General features: G+C 48.6%; 23 protein-coding genes. 18 read left to right on the top strand and 5 right to left on the bottom strand.

Annotated features, from left to right (window positions below):
• Positions 1-21 precede the first annotated feature (21 nt).
• The gene (locus LOZ80_RS18530) at positions 22-390 is read right to left on the bottom strand and encodes a hypothetical protein (RefSeq protein WP_238172702.1); all 369 of its coding nucleotides are present in this window, start codon (positions 388-390) and stop codon (positions 22-24) included.
• Positions 391-632: 242 nt separating this feature from the next.
• Between LOZ80_RS18530 and LOZ80_RS18525 the strand changes: the two genes are divergently transcribed.
• The 16 genes from LOZ80_RS18525 (at position 633) to ald (ending at position 18453) form a co-directional block, all read left to right on the top strand.
• Positions 633-1274, top strand: a complete 642-nt coding sequence (locus LOZ80_RS18525) for a chromate transporter (protein ID WP_238172701.1) — start codon at positions 633-635, stop codon at positions 1272-1274.
• A 16-nt stretch (positions 1275-1290) separates the two neighbouring features.
• Positions 1291-1833: a chromate transporter gene (locus LOZ80_RS18520; RefSeq protein ID WP_189020955.1), complete on the top strand. Its 543-nt coding sequence runs from the start codon at positions 1291-1293 to the stop codon at positions 1831-1833.
• 832 nt (positions 1834-2665) lie between these two features.
• Positions 2666-3301, top strand: a complete 636-nt coding sequence (locus tag LOZ80_RS18515; protein ID WP_283214797.1) for a helix-turn-helix transcriptional regulator — start codon at positions 2666-2668, stop codon at positions 3299-3301.
• Positions 3302-3328: 27 nt separating this feature from the next.
• Complete coding sequence (locus LOZ80_RS18510; protein ID WP_238173034.1) at positions 3329-4114, top strand: pyruvate, water dikinase regulatory protein; 786 nt, start codon at positions 3329-3331, stop codon at positions 4112-4114.
• A 48-nt stretch (positions 4115-4162) separates the two neighbouring features.
• Positions 4163-5131 (top strand): class II fructose-bisphosphatase, encoded by a 969-nt coding sequence (gene glpX / locus LOZ80_RS18505; protein ID WP_238172699.1) that lies wholly within the window; start codon positions 4163-4165, stop codon positions 5129-5131.
• Between the two features lie 106 nt (positions 5132-5237).
• Entirely contained in the window at positions 5238-5900 is a 663-nt protein-coding gene (locus LOZ80_RS18500) for a hypothetical protein (RefSeq protein ID WP_238172698.1), read from the top strand.
• Positions 5901-6090: 190 nt separating this feature from the next.
• The gene (locus tag LOZ80_RS18495; protein WP_238172697.1) at positions 6091-7170 is read left to right on the top strand and encodes a Gfo/Idh/MocA family protein; all 1080 of its coding nucleotides are present in this window, start codon (positions 6091-6093) and stop codon (positions 7168-7170) included.
• 48 nt (positions 7171-7218) lie between these two features.
• Entirely contained in the window at positions 7219-8304 is a 1086-nt protein-coding gene (locus LOZ80_RS18490) for a Gfo/Idh/MocA family protein (protein ID WP_238172696.1), read from the top strand.
• Between the two features lie 119 nt (positions 8305-8423).
• On the top strand, positions 8424-9206 hold the full coding sequence (locus tag LOZ80_RS18485) for an SDR family NAD(P)-dependent oxidoreductase (RefSeq protein ID WP_238172695.1): 783 nt from the start codon (positions 8424-8426) through the stop codon (positions 9204-9206).
• Between the two features lie 17 nt (positions 9207-9223).
• Positions 9224-10168 carry an LLM class flavin-dependent oxidoreductase gene (locus LOZ80_RS18480; protein ID WP_238172694.1) on the top strand — a complete coding sequence of 315 codons (945 nt, stop codon included), beginning with the start codon at positions 9224-9226 and terminating at the stop codon, positions 10166-10168.
• 410 nt (positions 10169-10578) lie between these two features.
• Positions 10579-11928, top strand: coding sequence for an ABC transporter substrate-binding protein (locus LOZ80_RS18475; protein ID WP_238172693.1), 1350 nt, complete (start codon positions 10579-10581; stop codon positions 11926-11928).
• A 148-nt stretch (positions 11929-12076) separates the two neighbouring features.
• Entirely contained in the window at positions 12077-13096 is a 1020-nt protein-coding gene (locus LOZ80_RS18470; RefSeq protein ID WP_238172692.1) for a LacI family DNA-binding transcriptional regulator, read from the top strand.
• A gap of 21 nt (positions 13097-13117) precedes the next feature.
• Positions 13118-14239, top strand: coding sequence for a glycoside hydrolase family 88 protein (locus LOZ80_RS18465; protein ID WP_238173033.1), 1122 nt, complete (start codon positions 13118-13120; stop codon positions 14237-14239).
• Complete coding sequence (locus tag LOZ80_RS18460; protein ID WP_238172691.1) at positions 14232-15383, top strand: DUF2264 domain-containing protein; 1152 nt, start codon at positions 14232-14234, stop codon at positions 15381-15383. Before LOZ80_RS18465 ends, LOZ80_RS18460 begins: the two co-directional genes overlap by 8 nt.
• 177 nt (positions 15384-15560) lie before the next feature.
• Entirely contained in the window at positions 15561-17213 is a 1653-nt protein-coding gene (locus LOZ80_RS18455; RefSeq protein ID WP_238172690.1) for a PucR family transcriptional regulator, read from the top strand.
• 124 nt (positions 17214-17337) lie between these two features.
• A complete protein-coding gene (ald, locus tag LOZ80_RS18450) occupies positions 17338-18453 on the top strand; it encodes an alanine dehydrogenase (RefSeq protein WP_238172689.1) in 1116 nt (371 codons plus the stop codon).
• 433 nt (positions 18454-18886) lie between these two features.
• Here ald and LOZ80_RS18445 read toward each other — a convergent pair whose 3' ends face one another.
• The 3 genes from LOZ80_RS18445 to LOZ80_RS18435 are packed head-to-tail and all read right to left on the bottom strand — an operon-like array spanning position 18887 to position 21469.
• Entirely contained in the window at positions 18887-19735 is an 849-nt protein-coding gene (locus LOZ80_RS18445) for a MetQ/NlpA family ABC transporter substrate-binding protein (protein ID WP_238172688.1), read from the bottom strand.
• Between the two features lie 46 nt (positions 19736-19781).
• On the bottom strand, positions 19782-20444 hold the full coding sequence (locus LOZ80_RS18440) for a methionine ABC transporter permease (protein ID WP_238172687.1): 663 nt from the start codon (positions 20442-20444) through the stop codon (positions 19782-19784).
• Entirely contained in the window at positions 20441-21469 is a 1029-nt protein-coding gene (locus LOZ80_RS18435) for a methionine ABC transporter ATP-binding protein (protein WP_238173032.1), read from the bottom strand. The genes LOZ80_RS18440 and LOZ80_RS18435 overlap by 4 nt, the downstream gene beginning before the upstream one ends.
• A 208-nt stretch (positions 21470-21677) precedes the next feature.
• Here LOZ80_RS18435 and LOZ80_RS18430 point away from each other — a divergent pair, with 208 nt between their 5' ends.
• Both LOZ80_RS18430 and LOZ80_RS18425 read left to right on the top strand, forming a co-directional pair.
• A complete protein-coding gene (locus LOZ80_RS18430) occupies positions 21678-23330 on the top strand; it encodes a hypothetical protein (RefSeq protein WP_238172686.1) in 1653 nt (550 codons plus the stop codon).
• A gap of 24 nt (positions 23331-23354) precedes the next feature.
• Entirely contained in the window at positions 23355-24314 is a 960-nt protein-coding gene (locus LOZ80_RS18425) for an alpha/beta fold hydrolase (protein ID WP_238172685.1), read from the top strand.
• Positions 24315-24359: 45 nt separating this feature from the next.
• On the opposite strand, the gene LOZ80_RS18420 is transcribed toward LOZ80_RS18425, so the two are convergent.
• Positions 24360-25244, bottom strand: a complete 885-nt coding sequence (locus LOZ80_RS18420; protein WP_238172684.1) for an AraC family transcriptional regulator — start codon at positions 25242-25244, stop codon at positions 24360-24362.
• Positions 25245-25355 lie beyond the last annotated feature (111 nt).

The following is a 25355-nucleotide window of genomic DNA, read 5'->3' as shown; positions in this document are numbered from 1 at the left end:
GGGATCAAGGTTTTTTCGCGTCTATTCGTCAAACTTCTCCAAATGAGCGTGATTGCGTCGGAGGAGATCAACGGCTCCCAAGTAATCCGCATCGTTGACTTTGGCGGAGAGCACGTATTGGAGGGAATCCTCATCTTCTTCCAGATATCTTTCTGAATCCAGCGCCCCGACCACTGGCATTACGCCAACAACTCCGACACCATTAGTCGGGTTAACAGCCGTACCGGTTCCGACGCCATCAACCAAAGGAAGCAGCACCCGGCCGTTGCCAGTGTAGCCTTCCGGCAAGCGGCCGACTTCCAACTTGTCTGGATTGTACTTGAGCAGCAATACCTTCGCGTCTTCAGCTTGATTCTCCGTATGGAAGTAAGCTTGTATCATTTTGCTCATGAAATATCACTCCTTCAGTGGGATGTAAGGTGTTCATAGGCAGTCATTACCCCCTGACAGATAAAATCTTACCTTTCGTCCAAAATAAATTAAACTCACATTATTAATCGGGATGATAGGAATTAATATAGTCATTCATCCGGCATTATAAGGATAATTCTGCAAACAGATTAAATAAATTGATTGGACAGTTCCTCGTCTTTAGTTCAAAATAGAATTAAGTGCAGAGGAGGTCAACCAACATGCCATTAAAACAGTTAGATCAACTATTACGTATTTTCTGGACATTCCTTCGTATTAGCCCACTGACCTTTGGAGGTGGCTACGCTATGCTGCCAGCCATTCAAAGAGAAGTGGTCGTTACGAATCAGTGGATGTCCGACGATGAGATGGCGGAGCTGATGACCGTTTCTGGGGCTGCCCCAGGCGGCGTAGGTGTGAATGTATCAGCGTTAGTCGGGTATCATTTAGCAGGAGTTAGAGGAGCAGTAGCAGCCGTCATCGGCATTACACTTCCTACCTTTTTCATTGTTCTCCTGCTAAGCATTGTGTATGCATTTCTGCAAAGCTATCCCAAAATGCAAGCGATTATGGAAGGCATTCACGCTGCTGTTGTCGGGCTTATTGCTGCAGCCGCGTACAAGATGGCGAAATCCTCCATTATCGATAAAATTACGCTATTTGCCGCAGCCAGCACAGTTGCTATCTTATTATTTATTCCCGTTTCTCCGATTGTAATGATTCTATTCGGGTTAATTCTTGGCTTGCTTGCTGTCTATTTAAAAGAAAGATGGGGGATGAAGGACCCGCTTGCTCCCAAGGAAAGGAAAACTGTAAGCAAATCAATTACGACAGAATATTATTACTTCGCAGATGGGATTTAAGGAATGAGGTGAGCATATGCTTCTGAGTTTATTTGTAACTTTTTTTAAGATTGGATTAGTCTCCTTTGGCGGCGGCTATGCCATGATGCCAGTGATTCAACGCGAGGTGGTCGAACAGAATTGGCTGTCAGCGGAGGCGTTTAACCAAGTTATCACATTAGCAGGAACTGGGCCGGGGCCAATCGCAACGAATAGCGCAACTTTGGTCGGGCTGCAAATAGCCGGAGTGCCCGGAGCAATCGCGGCTACGTTCGGCATGGTGCTGCCATCTTTGTTGCTGATCATTTTGCTAGCGGCATTCCTGTACAAATGGCATACGAATAAATGGTTTAAATCGTCTTTTTATGGATTGAAACCAGTTGTTACTGGATTTATTATTTTTGCCGCCATTCATTTCGGCTTGGCAGGTTGGGGAACGGCAGATCTGCAAATTTCGTGGGATCGCATTGCGACGGTTCTCATAACGGTGGGCGCTTTTTTCGGAATTATTAAATTCAAATTGCATCCCTTTCTCGTGATTGTTTCCTCAGGTTTAATGGGTATTGTTTTTTTTCAATAATGATAAAAATAGGACTCTCTAATCATTCCTTTTCAGGCGTGATAGAGGGTCTTTTTTTTGCCGTTGTGATAGTGTAGTATACCGCTAAGTCTGCGCAAAGGGGGCTAAAACGAGGATTTAGATACAAAATTAGGTAGCTGAAAGTGCTTATTTGCTCGAATCGCGCCTGAAATAGAAAAAATAGGCAAGCTAGGCGTGCTCATTCTCCCTCCATACATCTGGAAAGTCCGGAAATGCAGCGAATAAGCACATCTTGTGGTCTTGTCTCACGTGATGCAACCCAATTAGCAGAAATAAGCACATGCAGGTTGCCTATTATTCCGCCCCCGCCCCCGCACTCGCACCCACACCCACACCCGCACCCGCCCCCGCCCCCGCCCCCGCCCCCGCCCCCGCCCCCGCCCCCGCACCCGCACCCGCACTCGTACCCGCACCCGCACCCGCACCCCCATCCGCACCCACACCCCCTCGCTGCTAACGAACTGCAAGGTGCTTATTGAGCAAAAAACAGCTACTTTTTTGAGCTAACGAACTCAGGCGGTGTTATGTAGTTACATTTAGGGGGATTAGTGACCATTTACTTGTAATAAGGCTGCTGGAATTCGTTGCCCCCCTCAGATACGCGTATTTTAATCAAATAAGGCTTATTGAGTTCATTAAGGCGATCCACACGCACAGAGGCATAATATCTGAAATAGTGTTATAAAAGTGATAAAAATTTCTTTTATGTGCTATAAACATCTTTATTTTCTTTTGAATTGCGATATAATATACAATATATATTAAATAGAACATACTATATAGGTGGTTCTGATTCATTTAGGAGGAGAACATCATCGAGCTGACAACCCGACAATTGGAAATTATTGAACTTGTGGGTAAACACGCCCCGATAACCGGGGAACGTATCGCGGAGCTTTTGGGCATAAGCCGGCCGACGATTCGATCAGACCTCGCTGTTCTGGTCATGCTTCAGCATATTGATGCGAAACCTAAAGTCGGTTATTTTCTAGGCAAAGCGGCACTGGAGGTCGATTCTCCATTTAAACATATCGAAGCTATGAAGGTGAAAGAGATCATGGGGATTCCCGTCGTTTTGCGCGAAACGGTAACGGTGAGTGATGCGGTTGTAACCCTGTTTCTCGAAAATGTGGGGAGTCTGATGATCGTCAATCTGCAAGGCGCATTAGTTGGCATTGTCTCCAGGAAAGATTTGCTCAAAGTAACGCTTGGGCAAGGCACGGCGAATACGATGCCGGTTTCCATGGTTATGACGAGACATCCGAATATTGTGACTGTAAGTCCCGAAGACAGTGTTCTAGAAGCAGCTAGAAAAATGATTCATCATGACGTAGACAGCCTGCCTGTTGTCAAAGCAGCATCCGAACATGGCCACGATGAAGTGGTCGGCCGCATTACCAAAACAACAATGACCAAATTGCTGCTCGATAGCGCACTAGGGACTTAATCAGGGGGAATTAACGTGGGAGAGAAGATGCATACGATTTTTGTATGTTCGGATGCGGTTGGGGAAACGGCGAACACGGTTGTGCAAGCGACCATCCGCCAATTCAATGCAAGCCAAGTACAAGTCAAACGTTACGGCACCATTCGAACTGAAGATGAGGTGCGTTCTGTTGTGGAAGAAGCAGCACGCGTTGGCGGGTTTATCGCTTATACGCTGGTGCTGCCTGAACTTCGCGAGATGATGCGGCAGGAAGCGATTCGCGTGAATGTCAATGCGATCGATATTATGGGACCCATGATGCAAGCTTTTATTGATACTTTCAAAGGTTCACCGAAACGCAAAGTGGGTCTCTTATACCAGTTGGATGAGCAGTATTATCAACGTGTTGAAGCGATTGAATTCACCGTGAACAGTGACGATGGGAAGGATCCCAATGCGATGAAGCAAGCTAACATTGTGCTTCTCGGCCCTTCGCGCACGTCCAAGACACCGCTGAGCATCTATTTGGCGCACAAAGGCAATAAGGTGGCGAATTACCCGTTAGTTCCCGAGGTGAGGCCGCCAGCAACGATATATGAACTAGAACCAAGCAAGGTAATTGGATTAACGATGAAGCCGGATTATCTGGTGCGTATCCGTTCCGAACGCTTGAAAGCGGTTGGCCTTCCTTTTGGCGCCAAATATGCGACTCGGGAGCGGGTTGATGAAGAACTGGCTTTTGCTATGAAGCTGTACAAGGAACTAGGCTGCAGGATCATTGATGTCAGTGGAAAAGCGATTGAAGAAACCGCAGGACTTATTCTGGAAGATTAGTAACAGGGATTCAAACAACAACGTAAATTCGAAAGGGTGAATGGATGTATGCAAAGAGATTTGTCACTGGAAATTGTACGAGTTACAGAGTCCGCAGCTTTAGCGTCCGCACGATGGACAGGAAAAGGGAATAAACACAGCGCTGATGAGGCGGCAACTTCTGCCATGCGTGCTATTTTTAGCTCCATTCCGTTTCGAGGAACGGTTGTGATTGGAGAAGGCGAGATGGATGAAGCGCCGATGCTTTACATTGGAGAACCTGTAGGCAATGGACTGGGGCCAGAATATGATGTAGCGGTAGATCCGTTGGAAGGAACGGATATTGTAGCCAGTGGCAGGAACAATGCGCTTTCTGTGGTCGCAATTGCGGAGAAAGGGAATCTGCTGAATGCCCCGGACATGTATATGGAAAAGCTGGCGGTCGGGCCGCGCCTGGCAGGCAAACTCAGTTTGGATGATTCGCTCGAGGAGACGGTCCATAAAGCTGCCGCGCTTTTGAATAAAGAGGTGACTGAGCTGACGGTATCCATCTTGGATCGTAAACGACATGCGGATAAAATACTTGTTTTACGCACGCTGGGCGTAAAAATTCACTTGCTTAGCGATGGCGATGTCGCTGGGGCAATGGCGACGGCCTTCCCTGAAACGGGCATCGATCTACACGTGGGTTCCGGCGGTGCGCCGGAAGGCGTGCTGGCTGCCGCTGCGCTGCGCTGCATGGGCGGCGAATTCCAAGGCAGGCTGCTTCCAGACAGCGAGGCTGAGACGCAGCGCTGCATCGAGATGGGCATACGGGACCCATCCAAAGTACTTGGGATGAGCGACTTAGTAGGCGAATCTGATATTTATTTCGCAGCTACAGGCGTGACTTCCGGCGATTTCCTTAGCGGTGTGAAATTCACTTTAGGTGGACGCGCCGAGACCCACTCCGTTGTAATGCGCGCTGAAACGCAAACGGTTCGTTTCATCCAATGTGTTCATCAAACACATGATTACCGGCAGCTGGGCAGTGCCTAAGCACAACCATCCATACTAAATTGGGTTTCTGCGTATTTACCACTCATGGGCCAAGTCCGCTCTCGCATATACTTTACTTGATTATAATGCGAAAAGAGGGATAACAATGAGTGTGACCCAATTTGATTTCCTTTCCGTCGTCCGAAGCTGTATACCTAAGGAAGCTGAGGTCGTTCAATTGGAGCAGCAAGGTAATCCCGCAGCTATTCTTTATGCGGATGTGGACGGGGACGGACAGCCGGAAATTACAGCTTTGTACCGCTATCTAGGCAATCAATATTTATTTTCGATCAAGGATTATTCGGGCAATTGGTTTCCAATCGGTTCGTCGTCTACAGGGAGATTGCAGGCTGTGACGGATTTCGCGGCAGCTCCCGTTTCTCGCCGAGAAGGGTGGGATTTGCTCATCGGTTGGCAGAATGATGATAATTTCTCCGAGCTCGATATCGTGCAATGGACACCTACGGGCTTCCAACGCTTGATTCCGCCAGGAACCACTTATTCGCATTTGGAAATTGAAGATATGCCGAGCCGGGACGGCAGAGACGGACTCTGTGAGATTGCCTTGTGGGTGAAGGATGCGGATCGGGCGTATCAAGTACAAACCTATCGCTGGGACCCCTACCGGCTCATTCCTAACCACGATGTGCATCCGTACTATTTTCAAAAAGTTGCCCGTTATTATGAAGATCTGGTCAGAGAGCAACCGGATCAACCTGCATACAGAAGCTATTTGGAGGATGCGCAAAAAAAAGCTGGTGGCAAATAGCCGGCTGTCACGCCTATTTGAATAGAACATCTAAATGCCAGTGGGGGTTTGGTCCTGCTGGTATTTTTGCCCTTTTCATCATGTCGTAATTTCTGAACTGAATTGTCCGAATGTTACACTAAAAATAACCTATTGCCTGTGCTACATTAATGGAGGATGTCTTAATTTCAGATAGCGAAGAGGGAATTCCATGACCAGAAGATTGAAGATTGGCATAATTGGAAGCGGAGGCATTGCAGGCGCGCATGTGCAGGCCTACCAAGAGCTTGCAGACGTAGATGTGGTAGCAGTAGCGGATATGATCCCCGGAAAAGCAGCTCAGTTTATTGATTTCTGGAAATTACCGTCTGCGGTACCCTTTGATGACTATCGGAAGCTGCTAGAGCTTGAGCTGGATGGGGTGAGTATCTGTACGCCGAATGTGGCTCACTATCAAACTACCGTAGATGCTTTGCGAGCCGGCAAACATGTAATGCTGGAGAAGCCGATGTCTGTAACGCTGGAAGAAGCGGTCGAGATGGCTGAGACGGCGAAGCAAACTGGTTATATGTTGAATGTAGGCTTTCAACCGAGATATGATCCCAATATGAAAATCATTCAGGATGTCGTCCAGTCAGGTCAACTCGGCAAGGTCTATTACGTAGAAACCGGCGGTGGACGGCGCAGAGGCATGCCTGGCGGAACATTTATTAGTAAGGAAATAGCAGGTGCAGGCGCGATGGCCGATATTGGCTGTTACTCACTAGATATGGCGTTGAATGCGATGGGTTATCCGAAACCGCTTACCGTATCCGCTTACAGCAGTAATTATTTTGGGACTAACCCGCTCTATCACAATGAAGCTAGCCGCTTTGATGTGGAAGACTTCGGGGTTGCGATGATCCGATTCGAAGATGATCTCGTGCTTAATTTTAAAATATCATGGGCCATGCATATGGACACGCTGGGTCCAACATTATTTCTGGGCACAGATGGCGGTCTCAAGGTGACGCCTGCGGGCAAGGGCCCATGGAGCGGGGTTTTTGATGGAAGTGTGGGGGCGATTACGTATTTCCATGATGTGCGTGGTCATCATACAGAGAGTCAAATTCCATTAGTCGATCACAAGATTAATTTATTTCATGAAAAAGTTCGCGATTTTGTGGAAGCTGTGCGTGACGGTAAGCCCGCGCCGATTCCAGGTGAGCAAATTGTACGCAATCAAGCCATTATTGATGGCATCATTCGGTCATCCGCTTCCAAGCGGGAAGTAACGATCGATTTACGTTAGTTGAACATCATTTCATATAAAACTATATTCAACCTGGAGGTATTATCTATGTCACGTAAATTTCGAATTGGTATTATTGGTTGCGGTGGTATTGCCAATGGCAAGCACTTGCCGAGTTTGACGAAACTAGCCAATGTTGAATTGGTTGCTTTTTGTGATATTGAAGAAGATCGCGCAGTAACAGCTGCCGAAAAATATGGCGCAGAGGGTGCTGAAGTGTATGTGGATTACACAGAACTTCTGCAGGATTCCACGATTGACATCGTTCATGTGTTGACGCCAAATGATTCGCATGCTGAAATTGCCATTGCGGCGCTGGAAGCAGGGAAACATGTTATGTGTGAGAAGCCGATGGCCAAAACGGCGGCTGATGCCAAGCGTATGGCAGAAACAGCGAAACGCACAGGCAAGAAATTAACGATTGGGTATAACAACCGCTTCCGTCCGGATAGCCAGCATTTGAAACGTGTCTGTGCAGAAGGTGAGCTCGGTGAGATTTATTATGCGAAAGCGCATGCTATTCGTCGCCGTGCCGTTCCGACTTGGGGCGTTTTTCTGGATGAAGAGAAGCAAGGCGGCGGACCGCTGATTGATATCGGCACGCACGCATTGGATTTGACACTATGGATGATGGACAACTACAAGCCGAAAGTCGTGCTGGGAACTTCGTACCATAAGCTGTCGCAAAAAGAAAATGCCGCGAATGCATGGGGCCCGTGGGATCCAAGCAAATTCACAGTGGAGGATTCCGCATTCGGTATGATCGTGATGGAGAACGGCGCAACGATTGTGCTGGAATCCAGTTGGGCACTCAACACACTGGAAGTGGATGAAGCCAAATGTTCCCTTAGCGGCACAGAAGGCGGCGCTGACATGAAGGGTGGACTTCGCATTAACGGAGAGAAGCACAGCCGTCTATTCACGACAGAAGTGGACTTGAAAGCGGGCGGAGTTGCCTTCTACGACGGTGCCACAGAAAGCGCTGCTGATCTCGAAATGCGCACGTGGATCAAATCGATTGAAGAGGACACGGACCCTGTTGTGACGCCGGAGCAAGCTTATGTTGTTTCGCAAATTCTGGAAGCAATTTATGAATCAGCTCGCACAGGTGAAGCTGTATATTTGAACGCTTAATCTCGATTTCTATTGGTGATTTAAGAGGGGCTTACAGCCTCTCTTTTTTGCATTTGTAACTTGCCGTCAAAGTGGAGTATGCTTGAATTATTCTGGCATGATGGAAAGGATGGAAGAAGATGCAATTAGGATTGCAAGGGAAAGTAGCACTCATAACAGGTGGAAGCAAAGGGATTGGTTTGGCAACAGCGATTGCTCTCTCTCGCGAGGGAGCCAAGGTTGCCATATGTGCACGAAATCAAGAGCAGTTGCAAGAAGCTGCCATCCATATTGCTAATATAACCGAAGGACAAGTTATTGCGGTTCAAGCGGATGTTACCTCAGAAGCGGATTGTCAGCGTGCTGTTGAGGAAACGGTGAAGCGATTCGGCAGTTTGGATATTCTGGTCAACAATGCGGGTACGTCGGCAGCGCAGCCATTTGAACAAGTAGGAACAGAAATTTGGCGGCAAGATTTGGAATTAAAGCTGTTCGGAGCGATACATTGCTCCCGGTATGCAATCCCCTATATGCGTCAAGCGGGTGGTGGCTCGATTGTGAACTTGACAACTTCCGCGGCCAAAACACCTCCAGCTTCATCCTTGCCAACGTCTGTCAGCCGTGCAGCAGGACTGGCTTTGACGAATGCGATGAGCAAGGATCTTGCTGCTGATCAGATTCGTGTCAATACGGTATGCATAGGCATGATTCGCAGCGATCAGCTGGAGAAGGGTTGGAAACGCGCAGCGCCGGAGTTGACATGGGACGAATATGCACATGACGCAAGGCATGACATCCCGCTGGGGCGCATCGGTAACGCTGAGGAAGCCGCCAATGTGATTACTTTCCTATCCTCGGCGGCAGCATCGTATGTGACAGGGACTTCTGTCAATATCGATGGCGGCAAAGGGGCGGCGTTATAACCAAGGTGACTACGCGAATGAAACTTGGCGTGTTGGATCTCGTCCCCGTGATTTCCCCCGCCGATCCGGGGTTCGCCTTGGAACAGGCTGTTCAACTGGCCCAGCAAGCAGAAAAATGGGGTTATTCGCGCTACTGGGTCGCCGAACATCATGATATGCCGGGTTTAGCCTGCACATCCCCTGAGGTGCTGCTGGCGCATATCGGGGCCAGAACGCAGCATATCAGACTTGGCTCTGGAGCGCTGCTGCTGCCTCATTACAAACCGTTGAAAGTGGCAGAGAACTTTCATATGCTTGCGACCTTATATCCAGGAAGAGTGGATTTGGGCATCGGCAGAGCTCCCGGGGGGTCGGCTCAGGTTACGATCGCATTAAGCGGCAACTTCCTGGAAAACGTGAGGCAGCTGCCAACTTCATTAGAATCGTTGATGGCCTTGCTGGACAATCAGTATGAGTGTGAAGGACAAGTCGTTCATGCCAGGCCGCTGCCTGCGACTCCGCCCGATGTCTGGTTGCTAGGCACGAATCGGAAAAGTGCCGAATTCGCCGCTGCCTATGGAACGGGCTACGTGTTTGGGCAATTTATGAGTGACAGTGATATGTTGGAGATGTTATCGGTTTATCGGCAAAACTTCCAACCTTCTAAGGCCTCGGCCGTGCCGCGGACCCTTGTGGCCATAGGTGTGATTTGCGCACCTACGGATGAAGAAGCGCAGGCGTTGGCTTCTTCAGGCGTGCCTTGGCTGCAGTCAGCATCCAAAGAGGAAACCGTGCATCACCTTAAAGAGAAGACGTCCTACTCGGAACGCAAAGTGCTCATAGGGAGTGCAGCAAGTATCAAGCACCAACTGGAGCAAATGGCGCAGCAATGTGGTATTGATGAGTTCCTCATCGTCACGCCCATTCCGGATTATGAGAAGCGGCTGCGATCTTATGAACTGCTGCGGACGATAGTGGAATAGTCAGAAGTAAAAGGCGGCATCCTCGTAGAGAATTTACGAGGATGCCGCCTTCTTGGCATATAAGTTTTCGCACATTAGTCTTATTGTAGGGTTTGCGTTGTGTTACGCTCTTCGTTTCTTACGTAAATACCAGACCAACATGGAGATGGCGTCACGGATTGAAGCGGTTTGGTGAAAAGCAAGTGTCATTGTCATAAGCAAGAAACCTCCCTAACCCTGGAAAATGAAATGCATAATTAGTAGTACGCAAAAAAGGTGGCGTTGGTTTTATTTTTTTTTATCCCTTTTTTTATCACTGTTTTTTAAACAAACACCTCTACTTTCTGCATTAAGTTTTGCGGAGAAAAGTTGGATAATAAACATGTAAGCGTTATCCAAATTCGATCGGCTCACTTAGGGGAGGAATAGAGATGAAAAAAGTATTCACTTTAGCGTTGTCACTATCCATGATGTTTACCGCAGTCGCTTGTTCATCCGGCAGCACAACAACACCATCCGCAAGCACGGAACCTACCAAGTCGGCAGCAGCAACTGCAGCAGCGAGCACAGCACCAAGTAAAGATCCAGTTAAGCTTCGTGTAGCATGGTGGGGGGGACAAGCGCGTCATGATTACACATTGAAAGTTATCGAGATGTACGAGAAGGCGCATCCAAATGTCAAAATTGAAGCGGAGTATGCCCCTTTTGATGACTATTGGAAAAAACTTGCGCCACAAGCATCCGCTAACCAGTTGCCAGACGTGATTCAAATGGATATCTCTTACCTCACGCAATACGGCGGGAAAAATCAGCTGGCTGATCTCTCGGCTTACACCAAAAATGGTTTGATTGATGTTTCCTCTATCAGCCCTAACGCAGTATCCGGCGGTGAAGTCGGCGGCAAACTGGTTGCTATGAACTTAGGTGTGAATGCACTTGCTACGACATTGGATGTGAATACGTTCAAGAGTCTTGGCATCGATGTTCCGAGCAAAGATTGGACATGGGAAGATTATGATGCGATTGCAGCCAAAGCGAAAGCGAAAGGCAAACAAATCGGCGGTTTCGCGCTTCATCATGAAGTATTCTTCCCTTACTACCTGCGCACCCTCGATCAAAAAATGTATAAGGCAGACGGAACCGCGCTTGGTTTCAATGATGATAAACCGTTAGTTGATTACTTCAAACGCTACCAGAAATGGTATGATTCAGGCAGCATCCTTTCCCTCGACAAAGAGTCGCAAAAGAAAGGTGTAGCAGAGGAAGATGAGATTATGTTAGGCAATGCCATCACTGGCAACGGATGGTCTAACCAATTCTTGGCTGTGGCTAACTTGGTCAAAGATCGTCCGCTTGAATTGGCGCCGCTTCCAGGTCGCAATGGGAACAAAGGTCTGTTCCTGAAGCCGAGCATGTATTTCTCCATCGCGAACAGTTCGAAACAGAAGGAAGAAGCAGCGAAATTCATCAGCTTCTTCGTGAATGATATTGAAGCGAACAAATTGATTAAAGGCGACCGCGGTGTGCCGGTTTCCTCCAAAGTAAAAGATGCTTTGAAACCGCTGCTGTCACCGAACGAAGTTAAAATCTTCGATTACGTGGCATGGGCTGAGCAAAACAGCAGTCAAATGGATCCTCCTAACCCCGTTGGTTCCATCGAGGTGGAGAAATTATTGAAAGCAACAAGCGAGCAAATTCTGTATAAAAAAGCAACGGTTGAAGAAGCGGCAGCGAAATTCCGCAAGGATGCCAATGCCATTTTGGAGAAAAATAAAAAGTAAGCCATCCAGTAGCAAAAAAAGATCGAGAAGCCTTCGTACGTGGAGGTCATCGGTCTTTTTTTTGTTATTTTCAGCTTGACAGGTTAAACGTTTCAAATTAAGCTAATATAGTATGTTAAACGTTTAACAAGACGGAGCTGAACCAAGGATGAGTAAACCCAAACAAGTCACAATTGTAGAAGTGGCAAAAGCAGCAGGCGTCTCCATTGCCACCGTCTCCAATGTGCTGAATCGAGGTGGTATTCGTTCGTCCAAAGAGACGATTCGCAAGGTCGAATTGGCAGCCGAAGCGCTGGGATATCGACGCAACACGATGGCAGCAGGGCTTAGCCGCAACAAAACGTATGAGATTGGTTTGATCGTGCCTGGTTTGACTTCCTACTACGGCCAGTTAGCGGAGCATTTGCAGATTGAGGCCCATCAAGCCGGGTATCACTTATCTGTCTTTTCATCAGGGGGATTCGATCCCGATATTGAACGAAGGAATTTGGAGGTATTGCTGCAGCGCAGAGTCGATGGATTGATTTGTCACGGTCTGGCCATGGGAATAGAATCCACGCGATCTATCGTGAACAGCGGCACGCCATTAGTCCTCATCAATGGTTGGAATTGGCCCGAAGATATTTCGATTGGCTCGGTGAATCTAGGGTTCGCTGAGGCCAGCAAGCAATCATGCCGAGTGTTGGCGGACCGCGGCTGTGAAGCGATCTACTACATAGGCAGCAAACGTTCGAAAGCCATTGATGAACAACGGAGAATTGGGATTGAGGACGGCATTCAGCAATACGCCAGTCATTTGTTTCATGAAATTATCGACTTCCATGGGATGGATGTGGAAGCGACGCTGCAGGCGCTGCTTGCGCGGCACACGAAGCCGATAGGCTTGATTGCTTTTGATGATCACATCGCATTTCGGCTGCTTTCTGGAGCTAACAAACTAGACATTCGTATCCCAGATCAGCTGCGGATTATCGGTATTAATAATGATTTTATTGCTCAGCAAAGCTATCCTGGTATTTCCAGTTGGGATATTCCTTATACGTATCAAGCCAGAATGGCGATACAGAAATTACTTGCGAAGTTTGACAATCAACCGATTGAGGCCATGGAAGTTCGAGAGATTGAAGTGCCTCTTACTTTCATCGAGCGTGAATCAACCCATTCATAAGAGAAGCGGAGTGAACAGATGATGTGGAAACAAGCCATTGAGGATGCCTTGCAAAAAACAAAAGTGAATATTGAACGTTTTGGTGATTTATTCCCCCATGTCAGTGAGAATGACGTGTACCATCTGAATCCGAATACGGATTGGACAGACGGCTTTTGGTCCGGTATTTTGTGGCTCGGTTATCAATACAGCGGTGACGAAGCTTATCGCCAAGCAGCTGTGAAAACGGTTGCGAGTTTCAAACAAAGACTTGAAAATAATGTAGCGCTGGATCACCACGATATCGGTTTCCTCTATTCGCTTTCTTCCAAAGCGCAGTGGATTATTGAGAAAGATGAGTCTGCTAAAGCACTTACGCTGCAAGCAGCCGATGTTCTTATGAACCGTTGGAGACCGAAAGGTCAGTATATTCAAGCTTGGGGTCCTGAAGGGAATGAAGAGAACGGAGGCCGTATTATCATCGATTGCCTGATGAACTTGCCGCTGCTGTACTGGGCATACGAGCAAACGGGCGATGCCAAATACAAAGAAGTAGCTACGATCCACGCCGATTTAAGCCGCCGTTATTTGGTGCGCGGCGATGATTCGTCGTATCACACATTCTACTTCGACCAAGAAACGGGCGATCCGCTGCGCGGCGGCACACACCAAGGTTATCAAGACGGTTCCACTTGGACACGCGGCCAAGCTTGGGGTATCTATGGCTTCGCGCTTTCGTACCACTATACGAAAAACCCGCTCTATCTGGAAACGGCTAAACGTCAGGCTCGTTATTTCTTCGATCGTTTGCCAGCCGATGACGTTGTCTATTGGGACTTCAATGCGCCGGTGAATGCTGAAACGAAACGGGACAGTTCAGCATCCGCCATTGCTTCAGCCGGAGCTTTGGAAATTCTTGAGCATCTGGCTGCTGATGATCCGGACCGCGCTTATTTGGAAAGTGCCATCCAACGCTCCATGGCCGGCTTAGTGAAGTCCTACGCGACAATCGGCAAGCCGGATGCGCAAGGCTTTATCGAACGCGGATCGTACAGTGTGCGCGGCGGCAATGCACCGGATGACTTCATGATCTGGGGCGATTATTACTACTTGGAAGCCTTGGTGCGCTTAGAGAAGGGAATCAAAGGGTACTGGTATGAGTAACAGCTGCGCAGACAGCACAGAACGCTCTTATTGGGTCGCGACGATGCTTCGCATTGCCGACCCCGTATTAAGCGCATTAGCATCAAGAAAACTGCGAGCTACAATGCCTGTTGAAAATAAAAAAGAAGAACAACTGCAGTATTCCCATCTGGAAGCCTTCGGCCGCACCTTGGTCGGCATCTCCGCATGGTTGGAGACGCCTGCGCTGGATGCGGAAGAAGAGCAGCAGCGGCTTCATTACGGCGAGCTGGCAAGAGCAGCGCTGGATGCCGGGACGGACCCGGAGTCGCCGGATTTCTTGAACTTCGGCCAAGGGATGCAGCCGATTGTCGATACGGCTTTCCTGGCGAATGCCATCCTAAGAGCCCCGAATACGCTATGGCATCAGTTGGATAGCCGGGTCCAAGCGAATTTGGCCAAAGCGATGAAAGCGACAAGAACACGCAAGCCGGTGTTCAGCAACTGGCTGCTGTTTGCCGCGATGACAGAAACAGCGCTTAGGTTCATGGGCGAAGACTGGGATCCCATGCGGATCGATTTCGCCTTGAAGCAGCATGAACAGTGGTATCTCGGTGACGGGATGTACGGCGATGGCCCGAATTACCATGCGGATTATTACAATAGCTTTGTCATCCAGCCAATGTTGGTGGATATCATTGAGCATGTAAGCGATCACTATGAGGATTGGGCTGCAATGCGCATGTCCTTCATCGCGCGCGCACAGCGCTACGCGGTGGTTCAGGAGCGCTCGATCTCTCCTGAGGGCACATTCCCTGTCATCGGACGTTCATTAGCTTATCGTTTTGGCGCCTTCCAGTCGTTGGCGCAAACGGCCTTGCGCGGTGAACTGCCAGCCGAAATCGTGCCAGCTCAGGTTCGTGGCGCGCTTGGCGCTGTCATTCGCAGGCTCATTGAAGCACCTGGTACTTTCGATGAGGGAGGCTGGCTTCGCATTGGGCTATGCGGTCATCAGCCAGAGCTGGGTGAAGCGTATATTTCGACAGGCAGCTTATATTTATGTACGGCGGTATTCCTTCCTTTGGGCTTAAGCGCAGATGATGCCTTCTGGCAGGGGGCTGACACACCGTGGACATCTCAAAAGGTGTGGTCAGGAGTTCCTGTTACTATTGATAAAGCCCTGTAAGCCATATGGTTGCTTGAAGCGTTCTGTTTCCTAGTGAAACAGGCGCTTTTTTCATGTAAACTAAGGGGAATGTTAGAAGCAAATGACATATTCTCGTTGGGGTCATTATCCACAAATAGCTTTATCATGAATCTGTGGATAACTTTATGCGGATGATTAGAAAGTTGAGGGACTCTTTTGAATCAAGATTATCAGTTAACGGTGCAGGAAGTGCTTGAGCGCCCGACTTTTCAGCAGGCTTATCTGGCAGCAGGCCAAGAGGGCTTGCTGCGACTTGTCCGCTGGGTACATATTATCGAAGTCATCCATTTTGAACAATTGCTGCAAGGCGGCGAAATGATTCTGACGACCGGCGCAGCTTTTAAAAGCGATACGTCGGCATTCATGACTTATTTGGATCAATTGATCCATAATCAGGTAGCCTGTCTATGCATCGAAATGGGACACAACTTGACGGCCATTCCGCAGGAATGGATCGCAGCCGCTGACGCGTGTCAGCTTCCCTTGATCATTTTTCCGCAAAGCGTTCGGTTTATTGACATTACGCAGGATATTCATGCCTATATGATTAACCAGCACCATAAAGTTTTGCAGGATTTGGAAAAAATATCACGGGAATTTCATCGGATGACCCTGACTTCGCAAGGTGTCTCGCATGTCCTGGGCTTACTGCAAAGCAGTACCAAAGCGCAAGTGATCTACGTGCCGCTGGAAGGACAGCCTAAGTTCATCCCTCCGTTAGCCAGTCGCGAAACGGAGCCGTGGCTGGTCTTTCTGGCGGGCAAGTTGGAACAGAGTCTAGAGAACAGCCATGCAGCTTCGCCCTCAGTATGGGACGTGAACGGACAGACGATTATTATTCAGCCTGTAGGCGCAATGGGCAAAACCTGGGCACATCTGCTGCTCGTCCTCAGCCGTAAGCCACAGGAATATGAGTATTTGATACTGGATTCGGCGTCCTTGTCGATTGCCCAGGATTTGTTGCGCAAACGCTATATGGATGAGCGCAAGTTATACACCCAGACTCTTTGGGTGGATGATCTGCTGCATCTGCGGATTCGCGATGAAGAGCAAATCAAAGTGCTGATAGGCAACGAGTTCAAGAAGCTGAATGAGCTTGCGTTCTATGTCATTCTCATTGAATTTGAGCACGACCAAGATGAACAGCAAAATTTGCCGGATGAAGGCATGGAATCGCTCGGCATTCACCTGTCCCTTGTGGTTCGCTCCCTATTCGAACAGCATACGTTTCATCCGTTGATCACGCTAAAAAATAACAGACTTGTTATCGTTGCCTTTGATAAGGCGCCAAAGCGGCCTTCCAAAGATAGGCTGCAGATGATTTTCCAGTCCCTTCTCCAGATGAAAGCGGAGGAGCGCATGAAGCTGATTATTGGCGTCGGTCAGCGCAATCACAGTTTTATGCAGGCCCATGTGAGCTATCAGGAAGCTATCCAAGCGATTTCTATGGCGCCTACGCTGCATGGTACTGTCATGTTTTTTGATCAATTAGGTGTCTTTCAATTGCTGTTTCATATTGCGGACAAAGGGGTTTTGCAAGGTTTTGTACGTACTTATTTGGGACCGATTATCGATCATGATCAGCAGAAAGGCAGTGAACTTTTACGCACCCTCAAAGTATATCTGGATAATGACGGCTCGAAGCAAGTCGCTGCCCAGCAGCTTTACATCGTCCGGCAATCGCTTTATTATCGTTTGGAGAAAATAGAGGAGCTGTTAGGTTCCGATTACATGCTGCCTGAGAAGCGACTTGCGCTGCAGGTCGGAATTCGCGCTTATCAACTCGTCAACCCGCAGGTGCAATTGTGAAAAGAATGCTATGAGATTTTTGACAATTTGTCTAATGGAACGAAGGGGGATCCGTTTTATACTTGAAAACGACAAGATGAGACAGATCCTGATCGGATGGGATTCTAAGAGAGGTAGATGCCTAATGATTATCGGAGTTCCTAAAGAAATCAAAAATAATGAGTTTCGTGTGGGCATGACACCTAGTTCGGTACATTCTTTCAAAAAAGCAGGCCATGAAGTGCTCGTAGAAACCTTGGCGGGATACAGCATCGGATTCACAGATGAGGAATATCTAGAAGCAGGCGCGACTATCGTATCAACAGCAGCGGAAGCATGGGCTGCTGAAATGGTGGTCAAAGTCAAAGAACCGCTTCCGCAAGAGTATGGGTACTTTCATGAGGGCTTGATTCTGTATACCTATTTGCATTTAGCGCCAGAGGCGGAATTGACACACGCCTTAGCCCGCACTAAAGTAACCGCCATTGCCTACGAAACGATTCAGCTCGATAATGGCAGTCTTCCGCTGCTGACGCCGATGAGCGAGGTTGCTGGGCGGATGTCGGTGCAGATTGGCGCTCATTTCCTGGAGAAAGCGCATGGGGGCAAAGGCATTCTGCTGAGCGGCGTTCCCGGCGTTGAGCCAGGGAAAGTCGCGATAATCGGCGGCGGCATTGTTGGTGCCAATGCGGCGAAGATGGCGATCGGACTCGGTGCGGATGTCAGCATCGTGGACTTGAATCCTGATCGGCTGCGCCAGCTGGATGATCAGTTCCAAGGCCGGGTGAAAACGATTATGTCGAATCCGTATAACATCGCGGAAGTTGTGCGTCATGCGGATCTGGTCGTTGGAGCTGTACTGATTCCCGGAGCTCGCGCTCCGCGCCTTGTGACGGAAGAGATGGTACAGCGGATGAGCCCTGGCAGCGTCATCGTGGACGTCGCCATTGATCAAGGTGGATCCATCGAGACAATTGACCGCATTACGACGCATGATGAGCCCACTTATGTGAAGCATGGCGTGATTCATTATGCGGTGGCGAACATGCCAGGAGCCGTAGCACGGACTTCGACGCTGGCGCTCACGAATGTGACAACGCCTTATGGTCTGCAAATTGCCAGTAAAGGCTATGTCAAGGCCGCTTTGGAAAACAAAGCTATCGCCAAAGGCATTAACGCAGCAGCGGGGCATATCACTTATCAAGCTGTTGCCGAAGCGCATGGGTACACGTACACGGATATTTATTCGATTTTACAATAGTAATCGCTGGACTGCATCAAGGTCGAATTTCCTTGATGCAGCCCTTTTGCTGCCGTGCAAAGGTAAAGTCCTTAGCAGCGATGACAGAGAGCTCTGCGTATGTGAAAGAACCTAGCCGCAGGTCGCAGGCTAGGTTCTTTCACATATGTTCTAGAGTGATTGGGGAGTTTCCCGGCTGCTCGCGGACAGAAGGGAACTACAGTACGCTATTCTAGCCAAAAGTGTCAATATAGCGAGTTTGAGGGAACTACAGTGCGCTATTCTGCTGTTTGCAGGGAAATTCAGCATTTTTCGTGGAAATAAGACCCTATAGTTCCGCTAATGTCTCAGCATCCCCGCTTTTTGCCTAAATAGAGCCCTTTAGTTCCCCCCTAATAGGATTTGTCGCTTGTAAGAAGCTCATCTTTTAGGGCGACGATGCCCGATAGCAACTTTAGAAAGCAGGGACAATCGCGCCTTTGTACTTCTCTTCAATGAATTTTTTCGTGTCGGCGGAGTTCAATTCCTTTGCCAGTTTTTGCATCGCTTCGGTGTCCTTGTTGTCCGGACGGGAGACGAGAATGTTGACGTAAGGCGAGTTTTTATCTTCAATAAACAACGCATCCTTCGTCGGCAATAAATTGGCTTGCAGCGCATAATTCGTATTGATTAAGGCGAGATCGAATTCGCCAATGGTGCGCGGCAGCATGGCAGGATCAAGTTCCTTGATTTGCAGTTTCTTCGCATTTTCCACGACATCTTGAACGGTTCCTTTGATGCCGACGCCGTCTTTCAACTTGATGAGACCATTCTTTTCCATCAAAGCAAGCGCACGACCTGCATTGGAAGGGTCATTGGGGATGGCGACTGTTGCCCCTTCTTTTAAATCAGCGGCTGCTTTCACTTTTTGAGAATACGCACCGAATGGCTCGATGTGGACGCCGACGACTTTCACGAGGTTTTGCTTTTTATCCGTGTTGAATTGGTCTAGATAAGGCTGATGCTGAAAGAAGTTCGCATCCAGCTGTTTCTCGAACACTTGTACATTCGGCTGCACATAGTCGTTGAATTCGATCACTTCCAAATTAACGCCTTGTGTCTTTAATTTAGCTTTCACGCTGTTCAGGATCTCAGCATGGGGGACGGAGGACGCTCCAACCTTGAGCGTTACTTCTTTGCCAGCCGCAGGTGCTGTTGAGGCGGCAGGGGCAGAACTTGCTGGCGTTTCAGTTGCCTTTTGCCCGCAAGCAGCTAAGGCAAGCACCAGAAATAAGGAAACGATGGATATAGAAATTTTCTTCACGATGTATAACCTCCATGGTGGGATTGATAGGATGGACAATGTCCAGTTATTTCCGGGAAAACTTGGTGACCAGGCGATCCCCCAGCATTTGCAGCAGCTGGACGAAGAGCACAAGGATCACGACAGTCACGATCATGATATCTGTTCGAAACCGCATGTAGCCGTAGCGGAGCGCGAGATCGCCAAGTCCGCCGCCTCCGACGACGCCTGACATGGCTGAGTAGGAGAGCAGGGCAACGGCCGTGACAGTAACGGCGGAGATCAGGCCCGGGCGCGCTTCTGGGAGCAGGACGCGCCAAACGATTTGCCAAGGCGTTGCGCCCATCGATTGAGCGGCTTCAATGACGCCGCTCTCGATTTCGCGCAGCGCAGATTCGACCAGCCGCGCGAGAAACGGCGCGGCCGCAATGACGAGCGGCGGGATAGCGCCTTTCACGCCAATGGTTGTATGCACGAGCACCTTGGTGATCGGGAAGACCGAGATCATGAGGATCACGAAGGGAACGGATCGCAGGATGTTGACGACAAGCGAAAGCACGCTGTACAGCGGCAAGTTTTGCAGCAGCTGACCTCTGGAGCTAAGAAACAAAATGATGCCAAGCGCCATGCCAATAAGGAAAGTAAATATCAAGGACCATCCCAGCATGATAAGTGTGTCGCCAGTGGCTTTGATGATCTCCGACCAGTTGATCTCCCAAGTCATGCTCATTGTGCAATCACCTCCACATCAATGTCTTCCTGCCGCAGTTTGGCGATGACCAACTCGGTGTCGCCGGGCTGTCCACCTGTTAGGCGAACGACCAATTGACCATAAGGAACGCCTTTCATCGAGGAAATGGTACCTTGTAAAATGGCAAAGGAAACCGTCGTCGACTTGACGATTTCGAACAGGATCGGTTCGTACGTTTGTTGCCCGATATACGTAATGCGAATCAATATTCCGGCAGCAGAATCACTTGGAACAGCCAGGTGGGCACTGCTTGTCTGCGCTGTGAAGTCAGAAACCTGCCCCACAAAGTCCTTCGTCACAGGGTGTTGGGGCTTGAGGAAGACATCCAGCACATTGCCGGTCTCGACGATCAAGCCTTTCTCCATCACGGCAACACGATCGCAGATGGCCCGAATGACCTGCATCTCATGTGTAATCAGCAGGATAGTAATTCCCAACTTGCGATTAATATCGAGCAGTAAGGCGAGAATGGCGTTCGTAGTTTGCGGGTCCAGAGCGGAAGTAGCTTCATCACATAGCAAAATGTCGGGATGATTGGCCAAAGCTCTGGCTATGCCAACACGCTGCTTCTGACCGCCAGACAACTGATTCGGATATTTGCTCGCATGTTCCAGCAAGCCGACCAGTTCAAGCAGCTCCTGAATGCGAGCTTGAATCTTGACTTGTCCCATACCGGATAGCTTTAGCGGGAAAGCCACGTTTTCAGCCACTGTAGCGGAAGAGAGCAGATTAAAATGCTGGAATATCATTCCGATTTTCCGTCGCTTCGCTTGCAGCTGCTTGGCATCCAGGCGCATCATTTCTTCACCATCGATACGGATGGTTCCCGATGTAGGCCGTTCCAACAAGTTAACACAGCGCAGCAAGGTGCTCTTGCCAGCACCGGAATGTCCGATGATGCCGAATATTTCGCCCCGCTTAATATGTAAATGGATGCGATCGATCGCCGGCAATCGTCCTGGCGTATCCGCATACACTTTTTGCAAATTGTCGATATGAATCAGGGTGAATACCTCCTAGGACATGCCAATGGGTTGATTGTATATTTTAACCAACGGTAAATTATTTTATAAAAATTATCCAGTGAAAGCAACCATCAGAATATGGGAATGGCGTTTTCATTGTGCATTGACGCCTTATTTAATTGGATATAAACTGAGGTTAAACGTTTCAATTTCAAGATACACCTATTTTTCAAGGGGGAAGACACCTATGACGAATGTCAAGCAGCGACAAGATGAGATTATCATGTTAATTGCCAATAAGGCCTACAACCAGCCACTTCTAGATAGCGGATTACTATTTCAACAAGACGTACGGGACAATTTCTATTATGCCTCCTATTTATTTGCTGCGGCTGAGGATCAAGCCTTGCCGTTTGCCGGTGATCGGGAAGCAGCGAAAAGCAAAGCCGAGAACGTCTTATTTCACTTGCTTGAGCTTCAGGATCAAAGTGCAGAGAGCGAGACTTACGGGCATTGGCCATTAAGTTTGTGGCCTACCCCGCAAGAGGCAGCGAAGAATACGCTGCCGGTAGAACTAATGGGCAGTTTGATGGTTTATTTTTATAAGCGTTATGCACATGCGATGAATTCCGAGCTGCGCAGTTCTTTTGACACTGTGTTGAAGCATATTTATCAAAGTAATTTCTATCGGAAGCCAGTATCCTCTTATAATCATCACGAGGCGAAGTACACGGCAGCTAAGCTTGTTTTCGGACAGCTTTATGAGGATAAGGCTTTGGTAGAGGATGGCTATCAGTCCTTGTGTTTGACACTTGACCGAATTAAGACGACAGGGATGGTGGAGTATGGCGCGCTGCCTTGGTTTTGGCACTGGGTGCAAGCTTTTACATGTGCTTGGGAGCTAACGGAAGATAAAGCCATCCAAACATCCTTGGCGCAGATGCTGGATTATTTATGGGACGTTCGTGCTACCTATTATTTGGGCGGTGCTTGGGTAGGTTCGCACTCGCGGATATGGCCGCATGATATGCCAAGAGACACGAATGTGCTGCACGATTATGTGCAGTTCGGCGACTTCCGCTTATCAGATGTAATGCCGCGCACGGAATATGCAGGTTTTCTCGTTTATGAAGCATCAGCGGTCGTGAGGGACAAAGCGCTAAACCGCTCAGCTGCGACGGAAATCAAGCGCCAAGTGCCGAAGCAAGTAGGACAAGCGAGCAATGAAGCGGATGTTCTGCATACGTATGCATATTTAACAGAGAACTTCGCTGTAGGCGGGATTTGGGAACGTATTGCTGAATTTGACAATGAACAGCACCGCTGGGATATCAGCTTGCCGCTGGATGCTGCTGCGGGTGTAAATCATTTGTACTTTTTTCACCCTGGCGACAAATTCAAGGAAGGAGATTTGCGTCACCAAAGCGAATATACAGAGGTGCTTTTTCATCGCAACACGGTTATAGCTTCCTATCTTATTCCAGATGACCAACCTCAGCAAATTTGGGGATGTTTGCCTATTGGCGAGTGGGTAGAGATGTCTAACGGCCTGTTCGGTTTATGCGGCAATGTGTTGATCGCGATCTTTATTCAGCAGGCTTATCAAAGAGAGCTGCAATCCGATCGTTCTGTCGTTACCAGTACTAACAATCAGAATGCCGTTGTCGTCGAAGTGATTGATTTACTTGCGGCGCAAGCTCAAGGAATTGAAAGTCTTCAGCAATTTGCAAGCAGCATGAACTCTAGACAACCCGCTTTTCTAACATCTAATGATGAGTTTAGCCTTACATATAAGACTTTGAGCGCGGAAGCTTTGGTTTTAACCTGTGGCACGGATAGGAAAATCACTAGACTTGTGAATGGTCAACCCGTTGATTTTGCAGCCTACACGGTCACATGAAAAAAATAGAAAAGAGGAAGTACAATGCCATTAGTTGATTTACCGTTAGAAAAGCTAGTCACGTATGAAGGGCGCAATCCACGTCCGGAAGATTTCGATGCGTATTGGGAGCGCGCAATTGCTGAAATGAAAGCGCTAGATCCTCAGATCGAGCTTCGCCCAAGCGAGTTTCAAGTGCCGTATGCAGAATGTTTTGATCTCTATTTCACTGGTGTAAAAGGTGCCCGCATTTATGCGAAATATGTGCGTCCTAAGCAGTCAACATCCCCACATCCGGCAGTTGTTCAATTCCACGGCTACTCCGGCAGCTCTGGTGATTGGTCTGATAAAATTCAATATGCGGCGCTGGGTTATTCCTTCTTTTCCATGGATTGCCGTGGTCAAGGCGGGTTATCCGAAGATGCAGGCGGCGTCAAAGGGACGACACTGCGCGGACATATTGTCCGTGGTTTAGACGATCATCCGGATCAACTGTTGTTCCGTGATATCTTCCTGGATACCGCTCAACTAGCTGGTATTGCCATGAATATGCCGGAAGTGGATGCTGAGCGTGTCGGTGTCATTGGCGGATCGCAAGGCGGAGCTCTGACGATTGCCTGTGCCGCACTTGAGCCGCGCGTTAAGCGTTTGGCGCCGATGTACCCATTCCTAAGTGATTACAAACGCGTCTGGGAGATGGATTTGGCGAAGGATGCCTATCAAGAGCTGAAGGATTTCTTCCGTCGTCATGATCCGCAGCATAAGCGGGAAGATGAAATTTTCACAAAGCTCGGCTATATTGATATCCAATATTTGGCTGACCGCATTCAAGGGGAAGTTATGATGGCTGTTGGTTTAGTCGATACGGTTTGTCCGCCTTCTACCCAATTTGCGGCTTACAACAAAATTAAAGCCAAAAAAAGCTATGAATTGTATCCAGATTACGGCCATGAAGGTCTGCCTGGATTCAGCGATAAAACAATCCAGTTCATGTTGGGCCTATAAGTACCTGAAAAAGCCTCTCTCATCTAAAGATGTGAGGGGCTTTTTTCAGGTGCGATGCTGCTGCCGGTAAGCGCGAGGTGTCACGCCGGTCATTTTTTTGAAAAGCTGATTGAAAAACTTCATATCCTGATACCCAACCGTTGCTGCAATATCACTGATTTTGTGGTCTGTTAATCGCAGTTGGCGGCAGCAAGCCTCGATTCTTGCCTGCTGCACATAGGCTGTGAAGGACATTCCCGTATGTTTCTTCAGCTGCCTATGCAGTTGACGTTCACTGATGGACAGACGGGCAGCGGCTGCTGTAAGCGAAATAGGGTGACTGCAATTGCTGCGAATATGCGCAAGTAAGCGGTCCAGTTCTTGCAGCTTCGCCTCCGTCATATCCAGTGGATGATCGACCTGCGAACGGTGCATGAACACGAGCAGCTGAGCGACACAGGCTTGGAAAATGGTCATAAAGCCGCTGAGATGAGCATTATACTCGAAATGCAGCCGTTCGAATAAAGGTTGGAATTCACTGTTGCTCTCTTTAAAAGACAACCAGGAAGATTGCTCGATGGCTTGTGTGAAAAGGACATTGAAATCATCTTTGGTCCCCTTCGATTGTTTGCTTAGAAGCTGTTCCATCCAATCCTGCGTGAACAGACAATTGTATACGACCAGAGGGTTTTTGTTAGCCGTTGAGGATGGCCGGAACACGTGAGAGACCCCAACAGGAATGAAAAAGAGATCCCCTTTGGATACAGACAGCGAGGTATTCTCGATGTAATGGGCTCCGCTCCCCTCTGCTACATAGCTGATTTCAATGAAATCGTGCGTGTGCTGGAGCATTGCGAAGGACTCGTGAACACGGTTGACGTAGAACGGTAAATCCGGGAGAAAAAACTGCTCGCCAGCCGTTTCCATAATGCTGCGTTTAATGGTCATCATTTTCCTCCCTGATGGCAGATTAGACCCTAATGAATGTCGGAATAAGCCCTAAAAATGAGTACGCTCTCATCATAAAATAAGGTCATAGAAGACACAATCATTTTTTTATGG

The sequence above is a fragment of the Paenibacillus sp. HWE-109 genome (assembly GCF_022163125.1).
GTDB lineage: Bacteria > Bacillota > Bacilli > Paenibacillales > NBRC-103111 > Paenibacillus_E.
Note: the sequence above shows the minus strand (reverse complement) of the source record. Positions and strands in the feature narration are given on the sequence as shown.